This is a genomic window from Palleniella intestinalis, from assembly GCF_013166595.1.
GTDB lineage: Bacteria > Bacteroidota > Bacteroidia > Bacteroidales > Bacteroidaceae > Prevotella > Prevotella intestinalis.
The window spans coordinates 37,552-54,441 of record NZ_JABKKG010000007.1; the positions used below are offsets into that span (position 1 = coordinate 37,552).

Annotated in this window: 12 protein-coding genes; 5 read left to right on the plus strand and 7 right to left on the minus strand. The window is 49.6% G+C overall.

Annotated elements, in window-relative coordinates; genetic code table 11:
• The first annotated feature begins 21 nt into the window (after positions 1–21).
• From HPS57_RS10265 to HPS57_RS10275, 3 genes are all read left to right on the plus strand, one after another.
• Positions 22–330: a nucleotidyltransferase family protein gene (locus HPS57_RS10265; protein ID WP_172182801.1), complete on the plus strand. Its 309-nt coding sequence runs from the start codon at positions 22–24 to the stop codon at positions 328–330.
• Positions 314–664 carry a HepT-like ribonuclease domain-containing protein gene (locus HPS57_RS10270; RefSeq protein WP_172182803.1) on the plus strand — a complete coding sequence of 117 codons (351 nt, stop codon included), beginning with the start codon at positions 314–316 and terminating at the stop codon, positions 662–664. The genes HPS57_RS10265 and HPS57_RS10270 overlap by 17 nt, the downstream gene beginning before the upstream one ends.
• Before the next feature lie 179 nt (positions 665–843).
• The gene (locus HPS57_RS10275; RefSeq protein ID WP_172182805.1) at positions 844–4,314 is read left to right on the plus strand and encodes a DEAD/DEAH box helicase; all 3,471 of its coding nucleotides are present in this window, start codon (positions 844–846) and stop codon (positions 4,312–4,314) included.
• Positions 4,315–4,356: 42 nt separating this feature from the next.
• On the opposite strand, the gene HPS57_RS10280 is transcribed toward HPS57_RS10275, so the two are convergent.
• The 6 genes from HPS57_RS10280 to HPS57_RS10305 all read right to left on the minus strand — a co-directional run bounded on the left by HPS57_RS10280 (position 4,357) and on the right by HPS57_RS10305 (position 12,976).
• Positions 4,357–5,370 (minus strand): PTS sugar transporter subunit IIC, encoded by a 1,014-nt coding sequence (locus tag HPS57_RS10280; RefSeq protein WP_172182807.1) that lies wholly within the window; start codon positions 5,368–5,370, stop codon positions 4,357–4,359.
• A gap of 114 nt (positions 5,371–5,484) precedes the next feature.
• The gene (locus HPS57_RS10285; RefSeq protein ID WP_172182809.1) at positions 5,485–6,543 is read right to left on the minus strand and encodes an aspartate-semialdehyde dehydrogenase; all 1,059 of its coding nucleotides are present in this window, start codon (positions 6,541–6,543) and stop codon (positions 5,485–5,487) included.
• Positions 6,544–6,575: 32 nt separating this feature from the next.
• Positions 6,576–8,039 carry a TrkH family potassium uptake protein gene (locus HPS57_RS10290; RefSeq protein WP_172182982.1) on the minus strand — a complete coding sequence of 488 codons (1,464 nt, stop codon included), beginning with the start codon at positions 8,037–8,039 and terminating at the stop codon, positions 6,576–6,578.
• Between the two features lie 120 nt (positions 8,040–8,159).
• Positions 8,160–9,503 (minus strand): Trk system potassium transporter TrkA, encoded by a 1,344-nt coding sequence (gene trkA, locus HPS57_RS10295; RefSeq protein WP_172182811.1) that lies wholly within the window; start codon positions 9,501–9,503, stop codon positions 8,160–8,162.
• Positions 9,500–11,464, minus strand: a complete 1,965-nt coding sequence (dxs, locus tag HPS57_RS10300) for a 1-deoxy-D-xylulose-5-phosphate synthase (RefSeq protein ID WP_172182813.1) — start codon at positions 11,462–11,464, stop codon at positions 9,500–9,502. The genes trkA and dxs overlap by 4 nt, the downstream gene beginning before the upstream one ends.
• A 105-nt stretch (positions 11,465–11,569) precedes the next feature.
• A complete protein-coding gene (locus HPS57_RS10305; protein WP_172182815.1) occupies positions 11,570–12,976 on the minus strand; it encodes a C1 family peptidase in 1,407 nt (468 codons plus the stop codon).
• 771 nt (positions 12,977–13,747) lie between these two features.
• Here HPS57_RS10305 and HPS57_RS10310 point away from each other — a divergent pair.
• The gene (locus HPS57_RS10310) at positions 13,748–14,296 is read left to right on the plus strand and encodes a hypothetical protein (protein WP_172182817.1); all 549 of its coding nucleotides are present in this window, start codon (positions 13,748–13,750) and stop codon (positions 14,294–14,296) included.
• 45 nt (positions 14,297–14,341) lie between these two features.
• Positions 14,342–15,688 carry an MATE family efflux transporter gene (locus HPS57_RS10315; protein ID WP_172182819.1) on the plus strand — a complete coding sequence of 449 codons (1,347 nt, stop codon included), beginning with the start codon at positions 14,342–14,344 and terminating at the stop codon, positions 15,686–15,688.
• An 89-nt stretch (positions 15,689–15,777) separates the two neighbouring features.
• On the opposite strand, the gene HPS57_RS10320 is transcribed toward HPS57_RS10315, so the two are convergent.
• On the minus strand, positions 15,778–16,677 hold the full coding sequence (locus HPS57_RS10320) for a diaminopimelate dehydrogenase (RefSeq protein ID WP_172182821.1): 900 nt from the start codon (positions 16,675–16,677) through the stop codon (positions 15,778–15,780).
• Positions 16,678–16,890 lie beyond the last annotated feature (213 nt).

Genomic DNA, 16,890 nt, shown 5'->3' on the forward strand with positions numbered 1-16,890 from the left:
ATAATTTAATTTCACAAAAGTATGATAAACAAACAAGTTCGTGAATATATCCCCAAAATCAGGGCTCTCATGAAAGACCGGCCAATCAAAAAAGTTTGGCTGTTCGGCTCTTGTTCACGTGGGGAAGAAAGGCCAGACAGTGACATCGACTTACTTTTTGAAGCTGACAGGAGTCAACATTTCAGTCTTTTCACTCAGGGAGCCATTTATATGGATTTGAACCAGCTCTTGGGCAGAAAAGTTGATTTTATTGAGGATGGTGCTTTGCGTCCTTATGCTCGTGAAACCGTAGAACGCGATAAAATTCTGATTTATGAGAGAGGCAAGTAGGGACAAGGGACGACTGCAGGATATGCTGCATTATTCCGAGAATGTCATCCGAATCATCCAAGGAAAATCATTTGAACAGTTTAGAGATGATATTACCATCTATTATTCCGTCATGAAGAACGTGGAAATAGTTGGTGAAGCAGCTTATATGCTCACAAAGGAATTCCGCGAACAGCACGCTACTCTCCCTTGGAAAGAAATAGCGGGTATGCGCCATGTTCTTGTTCATGGTTATAGTACAGTGGTTCCTGAAACATTGTGGAACACTGCAATACATGACATCCCTGCCATTATTGTTGAGGTAACAAAACTATTAGATTCAGTTGCAGACTGAGGGTTTCTATTTTGCAACTCTTGATTGCTGTTGATTCAACAACATGTTGCAAGAATAGGCACTCATTGTCACATGGATTTCAAAGAAGACATACCTTATCATCTTCTCATGCAGATTCTAAAGATTAGTTGAGTTAATATGCATGAGGATTACAATCCAAAGAGAAACAAACATAAACTATGGCTGAGAAATTCGGTAAGACATGGTGGGGAGAGGCTTGGCTGCGTTCACTGACACATATAGATTACGTCAATCGTATCCCTCGCGGCACAAAGTATGCGCGTAACGGATGTGTCAAGGAAATAAAGATCAGCGGGAATGTAATCAATGCGAAAGTTAAAGGCAGCAAAGCACAACCATATAATATAAGGATAGAAATACCGAGATTCTCACCTGCGGAGGCACACAAGCTGATTGACGCACTCTGCACCCATCCTTCCATCATCAGCAACCTCCTTGACCGCAAACTCGACACCGAGGTTCTAAGCATAGCGGACAAATGTGGCATACAGTTGTTCCCAACAACATGGAACGACCTTAAGATGCAATGCAGCTGTCCTGATTGGGCTGTCCCATGCAAGCATCTTGCCGCGGTCATATATATGATTAGCCGTGAGATTGACAACAATCCTTTCCTCGTTTTCGAGATGCACGGAGTAAACCTCATGGAAGAACTTGCAAAACGAGGAATAGGAGCAGAAAGCACAAAGAAAGAAACAGAGATTCCCACGGAAGACACACTGTTCGGGCTTTCCTCCAACCCGGCCGCATCAGCCACACCACTCTCCGGCAATTCATTCAAGCGTATTGATTTCAGTACACTTGAAAACCACACAGAGATGCTGCTTCAACTTTTACCTGACAATCCGTCGTTTGCAACACGAGGTAATTTCAAAAGCACGTATGCCACAACATTAAAGAAGGTGCAGCGTTCACTGGACAGAGTGCTTGGAGGAGTGGCTTCTGCCGGCAAGGTTCTTGGTGTAGAATCCTATCTGCGACTCACGGAGGATTCCAAGATACAGACAGTGGCGGCCACCGACACCATTGGCGAGAACATCATGTCATTGCTCAGCCTGAACCTTGATGCTCTTTCAAGCCATACCCATAGCGTCATTGCCGCCCATCAAGCGCTTATGACAGCGATACATCTTATAAAGTGCGGCTGTGTCGCACCTCGGATAGTATGTTATCCTAAAGTAGGATACGCCATTTTCTGGATGCCCGCCGAGATAGACAATCAGGTTCGTAACGTCATTTCTGAACTTACAAACATTACACCGCCGGACATAGTTGTCTTTCCCAAAGAAAAGCGGAGAACATACCCACAAGAACCGGCAAAGGCACTTGTATCGCTATATATCACCCACCTTATAAGCAAGCTGGCACCTTCCTCAGCCTCCAATGATGACATATACAATGTGTTCTTCAAAAACAAGACAGTAAGCCTTGGCAACATCGGCGACACGGAACGCCCCGGTGCGGTAAAGGCATGGATTGACCATCTTTGGAGCGTACAAGGGCGTTATCAGCCCGTTTTCAGTTTTATTGACGATGAAGAGAAAGAACAAGTTCTTCTGCATCTTGCCGTCAGCGACCGCCAACATCCGGAATCAAGGGTCATCGCCTTGAGCGAGGTCATTGGCAACGATGACTATATGGACGAACGCTTCATCATGCTCCGCCCATTCGCGCTGATAGCCACACTCATAAAGGGCATAACAGAATATATCGACCGTGGAGCTGCCGCACCGCTGACATACAGTTATGAGGAGTTTGCTCCACTGTTGTTGGATGTCATTCCTATTGTAAAAACACTGGACATCAAGGTTTATATGCCAAAATCCTTTGTTGCCCTGCTGCGCCCAAAAGCCACAATGCAGGTGTCGCGCAAGAACAGTGACAACAGCATGTTCGGACTTAAAGATCTTTTGTCTTTCTCATGGAAAGTAGCCGTCGGTGACACCGTCATCTCCTTGGATGAGTTTGAAAAACTGATGAGCAACAATGCTACACTACTGAAGTTCAAAGGGCAGTTTGTATATACAAGTCCTGATGACCTGAAAAAGATTCATGACACCATATCCAAGACAGACAAACTCAGTGACGGGAAACTCCTGCAAACTGTATTGAGCGGAGAATATGAGTCTGCTCCCATACAACTCAGCGATGAAGTAAAAGAACTCATAAAAAAACTTACACAGCAGGAAGAGATACCACTGCCTGCGGACATCAACGCCGCACTGCGCCCATACCAGCAGCGAGGATTCTCATGGATGTATCGGAACATGAGGATAGGCTTTGGCTCCATACTTGCCGATGACATGGGTCTCGGAAAAACACTGCAAACCATAACCCTTATCGCAAAACTGAAGGAAGAAAACGCCTTGAGCGAAAAGCGTATCCTTATCGTCGCACCTACCGGACTTCTCTCCAACTGGATGGCGGAAGTGGAAAGGTTCGCACCAAACCTTTCATGCGAGATGTACCATGGCGGAGCACGCTCCTTGAGGCGTTTCCATTCTGACATCCTTCTGACAACCTACGGCATGGTGCGCACTGATGCGGCAAAACTAAAGAGACAACCATGGCGGCTCATGGTAATCGACGAGGCGCAAAACATCAAAAACCATACTGCACAGCAGTCAAAAGCCGTATGCTCCATTCCTGCCGACATACACATAGCATTAAGCGGAACACCTGTTGAAAACCGCCTGTCGGAGTTTTGGAGCATAATGAACTACACCAACCGCGGATACCTTGACACAGAAAAAGACTTCCATGAGCGTTTTGCCAAACCGATACAGCAACAGGGCGATGCCGCATGCGCAGAACGGTTTCGCAAAATAACTGCACCGTTCATGATGCGGCGAATGAAGACCGACAAGAGTATAATCAGTGACTTGCCTGACAAGATAGAGAAGAACGACTATGTCACCCTATTGCCTGACCAGGCCGCACTCTACCAGACAACGCTGGACGCTGCAATGGAAAGCATAACCGCCATAAAGAGCGATGACAACAAACAGTTGTTCAAACGCCAAGGGCTTATACTCCAAATGATTCTTGCCCTAAAACAAATCTGTAACCACCCTGCCCTGTTCCTTAAGAACGGAGACTTTCGCCCTGACATCTCCGCAAAGGTACAGACTTTGCTTGACAACATCGCAGCCATCACCGATGCCGGAGAGAAAGTACTCGTATTCACACAGTTCAAACAGATGGGCGACATGCTTGAACGCTTCATTGCGGAAAAAACAGGACGCCAACCGCTGTTCTATCATGGCGGATGCAGCATAAGCCAACGCAACGAAATAGTGGAGCGTTTCCAAAACAATACTCAAGACCGTGCGCTCATACTCTCACTGAAAGCTGCCGGCACAGGACTGAACCTTACCGCAGCCTCCCATGTGATACATTATGATCTTTGGTGGAATCCCGCTGTCGAGGCACAAGCCACAGACCGTGCCTATCGCATAGGTCAGAACAAGAATGTCATTGTGCATCGGTTTATCACTCGAGGAACATTCGAGGAACGCATTGATGACATGATACAGAAAAAGAAAGCTCTCGCCGACATGACAGTGGCAAGCGGCGAGAGCTGGATTGGAAAACTCAGCAACGATGAGCTGCAAGAGCTGTTTGGCTGAGCAAGAAAAGTGTACTTATGCAATGGACGATGGAAACGGACGTCACGCATCAAGCTTCATGTCTCCGGTCTTTATCCAACCTACTCTTTCAAGCAGGTAACGGAAAAGTGGGGCGAGGATAGCCGGCAGGACAAAGGAGATGAGCAACAAGCCTGTCCAGTCCATTGTCGTGACGGCGGCCTTGCTTCCTGACGCGATGTCTGCCACCCAACCGGTATAGACACCAATCTGGCCGACCAAGCCGCAAGTTCCCATTCCTGAAGAGATAGCAGGGCCATTCATCTCAAGGTGGAACAGACAGGTGGCAAGAGGGCCTGTCACCGCACTGACAAGGATTGCAGGAAGCCATATACGGGGATTCTTAACAATGTTGCCCATCTGCAGCATACTTGTGCCTATGCCTTGTGACAGCAGGCCACTCCAGCGGTTTTCCTTGAAACTTGCAAAAGCAAAACCAACCATCTGCGCACAGCATCCTGCCACGGCAGCACCACCTGCAAGTCCTGTCAGGCCGAGGGCTGCGCATATCGCTGCAGAAGAAATCGGCAACGTAAGGCATATTCCCATGACAACACTGACAACAATTCCCATGACAAACGGCTGCTGCTCGGTAGCCCACATGATAAGCTCACCGATGCTGATTGCGGCACTGCCAATGGCAGGTGCAAGCAACTGTGACAGCCCGACGCCCACACCTATGGTGACAAGCGGAGTGACAATGATGTCAACCTTTGTCTTTCTTGATACGAGTTTGCCTGCTTCCGTAGCGGCAATTGCCATAAAGAACACTGCCAAAGGTCCACCGGCACCGCCAAGAGCGTTGGCTGCCGCTCCGACAACGGTCATAGAGAAAAGCACCAATGGCGATGCTTGCAAGGCATAAGCTATTGCAACAGCCATGGCAGGGCCTGCCATTGATTTTGCGAAATCACCGATTTCAATAAGCCATGCAACACCTGCCTGTTGTCCTATGGTGGAGATGATTGTGCCTATAAGCAGTGATGCGAAAAGTCCCTGAGCCATTGCGCCCAAGGCATCAACAAAATATTTCTTCATCGTTCTATATTATTAATATGTGCACTACCCTGCGACCTTGGAGGGTAAACGTAACGAAAAGGGGAGCTTCTGACGCTCCCCTTTATTGCGCTGCAACATACAGTTGCCTTTATCCTATTTTACATTACCTACCTTTATCAGATACTCTGCAATCTGTACGGCATTGAGAGCCGCACCTTTCTTTATCTGGTCACCTGAGAGCCAGAATGTCAGACCATTGTCACCGGCAAGGTCTTCACGTACACGGCCTACGTAGACATCATCCTTTCCTGCTGTGTAGAGAGGCATCGGGTAAGGCAATCCTTCCATTGTCTCCTTGGCTGCGTCCGGATCAGCCTTTGCACCAACCTTCGCCATGTCGTCGATGAGCGTCACACCCTCTGCATTACGGAATGCCTCCTTTGCAGCTTCCACGGATACAGGCTCTTCAGTCTCAATCCATACCGCCTCGGAATGTGCGCGGAGAGAAGAGATGCGGACACACATTGCAGAGCAGCGCGCGTCGGTGTGCATGATTTTCTTTGTCTCGTTGAACATCTTCATCTCCTCCTTTGTGTAACCATTGTCCTGGAAAACATCTATCTGAGGGATGACATTGTAAGCCAACTGGTAAGCGAACTTCTCTACCTCCGGCTGCTCGCCGTTGGCAAGCTGCTTGTACTGCTGCTGCAGTTCTGCCATTGCCGCAGCACCGGCACCTGACGCAGACTGGTAAGAAGCGACATGTATGCGCTTGATGTGAGAGAGTTTCTCGATAGGCTGCAGGCAGACAACCATCATGATTGTCGTGCAGTTAGGATTGGCAATGATGCCACGCGGACGCACAAGAGCATCCTCGGCATTGCACTCAGGCACAACGAGAGGCACATCGTTGTCCATACGGAAAGCAGAGGAATTGTCAATCATCACCGCACCATACTTGGTGATGTCCTCACAGAATTCCTTTGATGTGCCGGCACCTGCAGATGTGAATGCTATGTCCACATCCTTGAAATCATCGCCATGCTTAAGGAGCTGCACTTCATATTCCTTTCCGCGGAATGTGTACTTTGTGCCCGCAGAGCGTGTAGAGCCAAAAAGCACAAGCTCATCAAGAGGGAAATTCCTTTCGTCAAGAACGCGGAGAAACTCCTGTCCGACTGCGCCGGAAGCGCCAACAATTGCTACTTTCATTTTTCTTTTACCTTAATTTTTTATATATTACATTAATTGTTTTTCCAAAACTCCGGTGTGAAGAGTATCAGCACCGTGAAGATTTCAAGACGTCCGACAAGCATCAGCACAGAGCAGAACCACTTGCAGGTCATTGGCAACTCCCCCCATGACATTGTCGGACCGATTTCCGTGCCAAGTGTCGGACCGACATTGGAAAGGCACGACAGGCACAGCGTTATGGAGTTGATGACATCAACACCTATTGCTATGAAATATGTCGCCGCCACAAGGAACAGCACAAAATAAAGCATCATGAATGCCAGCAGCCGATTACGTGCCGACTGCGATATTATCGTGTCGTTGACGCGCACAGGAAGCACCGCATTAGGGTGAAGAATCTGGCGGAACTCATTGATGATTATCTTGAAGACAATCACGATGCGTACGCACTTGTTTCCTCCTGCCGTAGATCCGGCACAACCTCCGATGTACATGCAGATGCCAAGAACAATCCACGTCACATGAGGCCAGCGTGCAGCGTCGTCACTGAACAGTCCCGTACTCGTAAGGAAAGAGACCACCTGGAATATGCCAAAGCGGAACGCCCGCCATACAGAATAGTCATTGTACGCTATCAGATAATACATGACAACCACCGTTGCGGCACATGTCACGAAGAGATAGAAGCGCAATTCGGTGTTCTTGAACAAGTCCATTATCTTCAGTTTCACCACAGACATGTACAACAGTGTGAAGTTCACGCCTGACAGGAAGCAGAAGAACGCTCCGGAGAGTTCTATGAACGGTGAGTTGAAAAACTCTGTTGATGAGTTGTGTGTCGAAAAGCCTCCTGTCGCCGTCGTTGTCATGGCATAGTTTACACTGTCGAACACAGACATGCCACCTATATAATAGAAGCCCATACATGCCGCAGTAAGTATGATGTAGACCATCCAGATGGCATGGGATGTGGTGGAGATTCTCGGATGCAGCTTTGTCTTTATCGGTCCTGTCGCCTCTGCCGAGAACACTTTTATGTTGCCACCTCCGCCAACCAGCGACGGCAGCAGTGCTATGGTGAAGAACACGATGCCGAGGCCTCCAATCCATTGCGTCATCGTCCGCCAGAAGAGTATGGCATGAGGAAGCACCTCAACATCATCGATGATTGTCGCTCCAGTAGTGGTGAACCCTGAGATTGTCTCAAAATAAGCATTCGTCAGGTTTGGGATATATCCGCCTATATAGAACGGCAGCATTCCGAAAAACGAGAAGACAATCCACGTTGCAGAGACAAGGAAATAGGCATCTTTCCTGCTCAGGCTGTTCCGTGCCCCCTTTCCATAGGTGTAGCATCCGAACCCTGCCAGCGCAGTAATCACTATTGTCCACAGGAATGGCAACGTATCCTTCTCACCATAACAGACAGAGAGCACCATGCACAGCAGGAGAAGCGATGCCTCCAGCCACAGCAGCGAGCCCATAATCCTTGATATTATTCTCCAGTTAAGCACTTTCTTTACTTTTTTTGTTAAAGGCAACATGATGTATCATGAGACAACATGTTGCAACAAATGAGACAACATGAGACATCATGAAGACCCATGACAACCTTTTCAACTCACCATGGCTTCTTATTTAAACAGTTGCCCTATCTTGCGCAGATTCACATCATGGGAGAACACCATGACGGAGTCGCCCGGCTGAATCTGCGTATTACCCGACACCAACATTCCATGCCCGTCACGCAGAAGTCCGCCGATGGTGACGCCTTTCGGCAGCCCGAGATCTTTCACAGGCTTCCTTGTGACCTTCGATTTCTCAGCCACAAGGAACTCCGCCACATCAGCGTTCGCCGTCATGAAGAACTTTACGTTTGACACATTGTTGGCAAGAAGCATCTGATAGATATGCCCTGCCGCGATGATTTTCTTGTTTATAATCGTTCCGATGTCAAGACTTTCCGCCATAGAGATATAGTCCACGTTCTCCACCTGTGCCACAGTCTTGCGCACTCCGCGACGTTTCGCTGCCAGACAAGCAAGGATGTTCGTCTCAGCATTGCCGGTCAACGCCACAAAAGCCTGCGTATTGGCAATGTTCTCGTCACGAAGAAGAGACATATCGCGACCGTCACCATGGATAACCATAACATTCTTCTTGTTAATCAATTCGTTAAGGCGGTTGCAACGTGCCTCGTCACGCTCTATGATCTTGAGGTTCATGTACTCAGGGATGGTGTGAGCCACGCGTACCGCAGCCTTGTCGCCACCCATAACCATGACATTCCTCACGTCGGCATAATCCTCCTTGCCAACTATCTGACGGATGTAAGGGATGTACTCCTTAGTGGTCATGAAATAGCAGAGGTCACCATCCTCCACCGTGTCCCAGCCACCCGGGATGACAGTCTCGTTGCCACGCTTTATGGCAACGATGTGATACGGGTCATCCGGTCCGCAAAGGTCTTTCAGCGGAGTATCGAGAATCTTTGAGTAGGTGCGCATCTTTATGGCAAGCAGCACCAGTTCACCGTCAAAGACATCCCACCGCTGACGCACCCACGACATCTTCAGTCCGTTGATAATGTCCCTTGCAGCGAACACTTCAGGATAAATCATGGAGTCCACGCCAATTTTCGGGAACACATCCGGCAATGTCGGGTCGATATACTCAAAATTATCGATGCGCGCAACAGTCTTCCTTGCGCCCAAAGCCTTTGCTATTGCGGCACTCGTTATGTTCGTCGTCTCGTCAGGAGTGACGGCTATGTACAAGTCCGAGTCTGCCGCCCCTGCATCGGAAAGCGCACGCAGACTTGTCGGTGAAGCCACCATCGTCATGACATCGCAGTTTGCACCGACATCAGCAAGACGCTCATTGTCATCGTCTATCAGTGTGCAGTCGAAATTCTCTCCCGCCAGAAGTTTTGACAGGTGAACACCCATATCTCCGGCACCGGCTATAATAAGTCTCATCTTTCGTCCTTGTTTGTCATTTGTTTTCCGCAGCACCCTCCGCAGCCTCTTATAGCAGAGCGGATGGAATCCTTGTCAAGTCCGACAATTTCTCTCAATTCATTCACCGTTCCATGCTCCACAAAATAGTCAGGAAGCCCGAGACGCGTGACAGGAATCATCTTGCCATGGTCCTGAAGCCATTCACACACAGCAGAACCAAGACCGCCATTGCGTGTGCCGTCCTCCACGGTCACAATACGCTCATATCGCTCCGAAACCTCACGAAGGATGTCCTCATCAAGAGGTTTGAGGAATCGCATGTCATAATGTGCAGCATTTTCTTCCCTTGCCACCTCACCGGCATCCACGCCAAGCGGTCCGATTGTGAGTACCGCAGTGCGCTTGCCCTCACACATAAGCCTGCCCTTTCCCACCGGCAGTTCATGCATCGGGCATTTCCAGTCCGGTTGTGAACCGCATCCGCGAGGATAGCGGATGACCCATGTGCCCTTCTCCGGCAGCTGTGCAGTGTACATCATGTGGCGCAACTCATGCTCATCCATTGGCGAACAGATGGTCAGATTAGGCACAGGGCGCAACGCTGCCATGTCAAAAGCACCATGGTGCGTAGGCCCGTCCTCACCGACAAGTCCCGCCCTGTCGAAGCAAAGGACGACAGGAAGGCGCATTGTCGCCACATCATGTATTATGTTGTCATACGCTCTCTGTGCGAAAGCGGAGTAGATGTTGCAGAAAGGTTGCAGCCCGTCCTTAGCCATTCCTCCCGAGAAAGTCACGGCATGGCCTTCGGCGATTCCCACATCAAAGGTGCGTGAAGGCATCTTCTCCATCATGATGTTCATGGAGCAGCCAGTCGGCATGGCAGGAGTGACACCGACAATCTTAGGGTTCTGCCCGGCGAGTTCAAGCAAAGTCTCACCGAAAACAGTCTGAAACTTAGGAGGTTTCTGAGACTTTTCATTCTCCCCCTCTTGTCCTTCACCCTCACGCCGCTTGCCTGTCTCCGGGTCAAAGACTCCCGGTGCGTGCCAGATGGTCGGCATTTCCTCGGCAGGCTTGTAGCCATGACCCTTCACTGTGTGCAGATGCAGGAGCTTAGGGCCTTTCATGTCCTTCAGCAAACGCATGACACGCACGGTCTCAATGACATTGTTGCCGTCCACAGGGCCGAAATAGCGGATGTTCATCCCCTCGAAAATGTTCTGCTGCTGTGACAATGCAGACTTGAAAGCGTTGCTCAAACGTATGATTGTCTTCTTGCGTTTCTCGTCCATCCAGCCATGTGCCCCCATCCAACCGGCAAACTTCATGCGGAAGTCATTGTACCTCTTTCCTGTGTTCAGGTTCAGAAGGTACTGCTTCATGCCACCGACAGAGCGGTCGATGGACATGTTGTTGTCATTCAGGATGATAAGCAGGTCGTTAGGTGATGAAGAGACATTGTTAAGTCCTTCAAAAGCCAGACCGCCGGACATTGCTCCGTCGCCAATGACGGCCACGACATGGCGCATTTTTCCATTATCTTTTTTCTTGCCGTCCTTAGCCGCTTCGTCCTTTGAGAGACGCGCTGCCACCGCCATACCGAGAGCTGCGGAGATGCTGTTTGAGGCATGTCCGCAGGTAAAGGTATCGTACTCCGACTCCTCCGGTGACGGGAACGGCTTCAGTCCGTGGAGCTTTCGGTTGGTCTTGAAGGCTTCACGGCGTCCGGTGAGTATCTTATGCGGATAAGCCTGATGACCGACGTCCCAGACTATCCTGTCCTCCGGAGTGTCGAAGACATAGTGGAGAGCCACCGTAAGCTCCAGTGCTCCGAGGCTTGAGGCGAAATGTCCGGGGTTGACAGCACAGTCGTTGACAACCTCACGGCGCAGTTCATCGCACAGAAGCGGCAGTTCCTCCACCCTGAGACGGCGGAGGTCTTCCGGAGTATTAATCTTATCAAGTAATTGAGACATTTCTCCTTTATTCCTTGCTTTTCGTGTTTTTTCGTGTTATAAGCAACTGTCGGACAGCAATTTCAGGCTAAACGACAGTTGCTTAATATGCTGTTCTTCCCCGGCTTATTTGTCAGAGAACAGTGCGTCGTCATACTTCAGCATGACCGGCTTTTGGGCATACTCCTTCATGAGTTCCTTGGAAGCGTACTTCACAGGCACAACAAGGCGGAACATATACTCCTTGAACCAGTCGGCAGTCATGACGAGACAGCCTTTCTGTCCGTGGTCCGAGCCCCATGAGTTCTCCACTTTCCATGCCGTAGGCTGTCCTTTTGCGTCAAGATTCACGGCGGAGAGGGTCATGGCATGAGTGGAACCGCTGTCGTGTGTGCTGATGCGCTCCGCCTTGTTCATGCTGAAATCGGTCTGGAAAAGGCTTGCATAGTCGAAGTTCTCAAGCGATGCGAAACCGCGCTTTGAGTCCAAGAACTTGCCGACATCGTAGGAAGAGTACATCTTCTGACCGCCCTGCAGCGCCTTTATGGCAAGGGCTTCCACCTCTTCCATAGGCAGATTGAGGTAACGCCAGTTGGTTCCGTCGTAAGTGTGACGGTCGTACTCTATCTCGTAAACCTTGTGATAAGGGTGGCGAGGGTCGTTCATGACCATGAGGTAGCCGTCGTTCAGCGTCTTCAACGCTCCAACTTCCTCGGCGAAAGACAGCGGAGTGTAGGTCTTCTCCTCACCCACCGGCTTGCCGTCCTTGTCGTGATGACAGTAGGTGAACTCTGTAGGAGGCACACCGTAAGCCATTGTCAGCATACGGTAGACGGTCTTCAGCATCTCCGTCTTCTCCTTTTTCACCACCGCAGGCTTCTTGCCGTCGGCAACCATCTTGCGCAATTTCAGTCCGTACTCGCGGAGCTTGCTTGACACAAGGCGGTCGATGCGTGATGTGCTCTCGGCAGAATATGTCTCCGGCATGACCTCCATAGGCACAAGACCATATTTCTTCACGAGGTCAACGACACCGCAGAATGTTCCGCCGTCGCTTATAGGATGACTGAAAAAGAAATCTACCTCCGGGTCAGTCATAGGTTTCTTGGCAGTGTCAATCACTCCCTGAAGCATAAGGTTGGCCTTCTCCAACTGGTCATAGACAAAGAGATAGCCCTGAGAGAACTCCACCACACGACCCAATGTGTCGGCTGCGGCGAAGTCGGAGCGGAGGACATTGAAGCCGGAGAACATCCAGCAGCGTCCCGAACTCTTCTGGTTGTGGATGGACTGCTTGGCTGTCTCCACGGAGAAACGTGACGGTACAGCCTTCAGCTGTGCCTCGCCCTTCGCCAACTGGTCGATAGGGTTCATGCGGATTGCTGTAGTCAGAGCCTTCTGTGCAGGCGAATCCACACCCGAACGTGTTGTTATATCCTTTATCTGGGCAGCGTCAAGGCCGCCGTTTACTGTCTGTGCAGACGCCACAACTGTAGTGAGTGCCATGGCACACAATATCATTCTTGTTTTCATACGCGCGTGTATCTTTTTTATTATAAATGCAAAATTACTATAAATATTTGACTTACGCACGAAACTTATACAATAATTAACTAAAGTTCCCTCTTGTGTCGCTAATCCGAAGGTAACGCCTCACCTGCCAAACTGATTCCGTGTGGGTGCGGAAATAGCAGTTTTCATGCTGCATGGCGGTATGGGAAAGCAAGTGTTTTTTATGCATGAGTTTTCTAATGTTCTATTTATCATAATCAGAGAAACAAAGGTCAAAATGGCGTTTTATCAGAATTTTCAATGCTGTTTTTGGTGTTTTCCAAGCAAAAAATCCACATTTTACGGTGAAAAAGGTATCCTTTTGCCTTACTAAAGGTTACGCTCTGCCCTGCTAAAGGTTACCTTTCGCATTCCAAAAGGTAACCTTTTGTCTTGTTTTTGTTATCTTTCTGCATACCAAAATACACAACATTTTGATTATCAAATAGTTATCCTGTACACAAAATCCGTGCGTTTTTCACAGAAATCCGTCATTTTTTCTTTTCACGCGATCCTCAGGAGCCAAAACAGGCATGAGTTTTCTAATTTTCCGACAAACACAAACAAGCAATCACAACAAAGGACATCGCCAACAAGCACTATCGCAGAAACAAACTGTCCAAGACAACGGATTTTTGTTAATTAATGCCTATTATCCTGAATCTTTCACAAAAGCGCAAACAAGAGGTTTTGGTCTTCGCAAAATAAGTCGTACCTTTGCCACAAAAATCACCCCCTCTAAAAGAAAATCCTATGACATGCAAGATTCTGACAACTATGCTTCTCGCGTCCACATTGTATGCGGAGGCAAGGCAGGAAGTGCATTGCGACAGCATTACGCAGGAACAAGGCACAACAATCAAAGGAGTGATTGCCAACCAGTTGACGCACGTCCCACTGCGTGGAGCTTGCATTTCTCTAAGCAACGGCAAGACCATAACCACACCATGGGACGGCAAATATTGCATCACGGACACGGCGTTCGCCACGGCAAGCATAACGAGAAACGGATTCCTCACACGCCATCTGCGGCGCGACGAGTTCACTGACACTCTCTTCCTCCTGCCCGCCTCCCGAACAATAGCGGAGGTGACGGTATGGGGAAAGCGCGGCAACCAAGCCAATCTCTTCACTCCGATGACCAAGACTGATGCCGAGCTGGCGGAGATTGGCGGCAATATGGGCGGCAACCTCCTTGGTCTGCTGCTATTTGCGGCCGAAAAACTGAAGATTCTCCCTGACTTCGGGAAGAAGAGAAGGATGTGGGAGGAGAAGCAGCGCATGGTAATCGATAACTATTGACGGCAGGCATGGCTGCATTAAAAACTTAAGAAAACAACAAACAATATGAACAACAACAGAGACTCATTAGACTTCTCGAAAGAACCGGTGGGGAGACTTTTCCGCAAGATGTTCCTCCCTACCCTTGTCGGAATGATTTCCATGGTGGTGCTGAACATCACCGACGGTGCTTTCGTCGGTCACGGTGTGGGCAGCGACGCATTGGCAGCGGTGAGCATTGTGGCACCGTTGTACCTGATTGTCAGCGGTCTCGGACTGATGTTCGGCATAGGCGGCAGCGTGGTGGCAAGCATTCATCTTGCGAAAGGAAACACAAAGGCTGCCAACATCAACCTTACCCAAAGCGTACTCGCAAGCATCATTGTCGGCATTCTTCTCGGAGCGTTTGTCTTCACTTTCCAAAAGGAGACCTGCCTGTTCTTCGGCTGTTCGGAGGCACTGCTGCCACTTGCCTGCTCCTACATCAAGTGGGTGGCACTGCTCACTCCGTTCAACATGTTCGGCATGACAGGCATGTTCATGGTGCGCCTTGACGGCAACCCGAAGTTTGCCATGGGCATAAACTGCTCCATTGCAGCACTGAACATACTGCTGGACTACCTGCTTATCTTTCCGCTGCAAATGGGGTTGGAGGGCGCAGCGATAGCCACCATGTCGGCATTCGCCACCGGCAGCATACCATTGCTGTGGTTTCTGCTCAAGAAGACAAAGAACGTGCATTTCCGCAGGCTGAAAACGAGCCACACAAGTATGGAACTGACCGCGCGAAACCTCGGCTACCAGATGAAAATCGGTGCTTCGGGACTTCTCGGAGAGCTGGCTTTGGCATCGACAATAATCGTCGGGAACTATGTCTTCATCCACTATCTCGGCGAGGACGGTGTGGCAGCGTTCTCCGTAGGATGCTACTGCCTGCCGATAGTCTTCATGGTCGGCAACGCCATTGTACAGAGTGTGCAGCCGATAATCAGTTTTGCGCATGGCATGAACGACAGCGAACGGCTTGCCGGCGCACGGCGCATAGCCTTCGGAACGGCTGTAATAACAGGCATCGTCGGCATGCTTTTCATGTGGATTGGAGCAAGCCTGATTGCGATGACCTTCATGGACCCGGGCTGCCATGCATACGAGCTGTGCCGTGACGGACTGCCCTACTACTCTCCGGCATTCCTGTTCATTGCCGTAAACGTTGTGATGACAGGTTATCTGCAAAGCATCGAGGAGGCACAGAAAGCAATGGTTTTCACCGTGTTGCGAGGGTTTGTCTTCTGCATCCCATGCTTTATCCTCCTCCCTATGGCAGTGGGAAGCAACGGTGCGTGGCTTGCCTTGCCACTCGCAGAAGCAATGACAACGGCGGTAATACTTATGACCGCAAAGAAAAAGGCTTAATAACCGCAGAAAGCACACATACGATTCAGGGCACGTGACGCCATCGGTCACGTGCCCTGAACTGTATATGTACCATTGATAAGATTGTCTTATACAAGATGTCCGATAAGGTTCTCGCGGTCACCCGGCAGATAGTCAATCACCGGAATCTCTATCATTGTGTAGCATCCCGGCTGCTGACGCATGGAAGCACGTGCCGAATTGACAAGCACCTGTGCAGTGAGCGCAGGGTTGTTGATTTTCATATTGAACTCAAACATCTGATTATGAGTCTTTCCAGAGACACCCTTGCGTGTCAGGTTGACACCATGACCGACATCATTGAGGGCGTCCACACTCTCCACTTGGAAGACATGAGTCTCGTCATTGACGAAATACGGGTCAGCCTTTATTGCTTTCACCACTTCCTCAAATACCGCACCGTCCTCCAGTTCCACGTAAACCATACGGCGGTGGATGCCTTCACCCACAGGGATTGTCATTGACAGAGCGTCCTTGACACCTGCCTTTGAACGCACGCAGACGGAGTGTCCCATGGAGCGTCCCGGGCCGAAGTTGGTGTAGGAAAGGCCTTTCGGTGCGAGAGACTCCATAAGTGTGCGCACAACAGAGTCGGAACCCGGATCCCATCCGGCAGCAATGACACTGACAGTGCCGGTCTCCTTGTTGACCTTGCCAAGGGAGCGGCGATACTCGACGATAGAGCTGTGGATGTCGAAAGAGTCCACTGTGTTGATGCCGAGCGGAAGAATCTGCTTTGCATATTCCTCGCATGAGCGTGTCGGAGTGGCGAGAATAGCCACATCAACATCACCAAGTTCCTTGATGTCCTTCACGACCTTGTAGTCAGAAATCTCCTTCGGGCAGTTCTCCGCACCATTGCGGCGCACGATGCCTGCTATCTCAAAATCCTCTGCCGCCTCAAGAGCCTCAACGGTGAAGCGACCTATGTTGCCGTAACCCACTACGGCTGCTCTGATTTTTCCCATATTATTTTCTTTGTTTTAATAGTTATTCCTGAGTGTTTTTTACCTAAAACATCGCAGTTCCACTTGCTTTATGTAAGGCTTTTGATGTTTTCGGATGCAAAATTAGCAATAATTCTCGTGAATCATTACTATTTGTCTGTTTTCTTTATTCGGGTAATATTATTTAACACAAATATCAGTCTGCAAGGCAATAAAAGCACCTCTCGTGCGTTA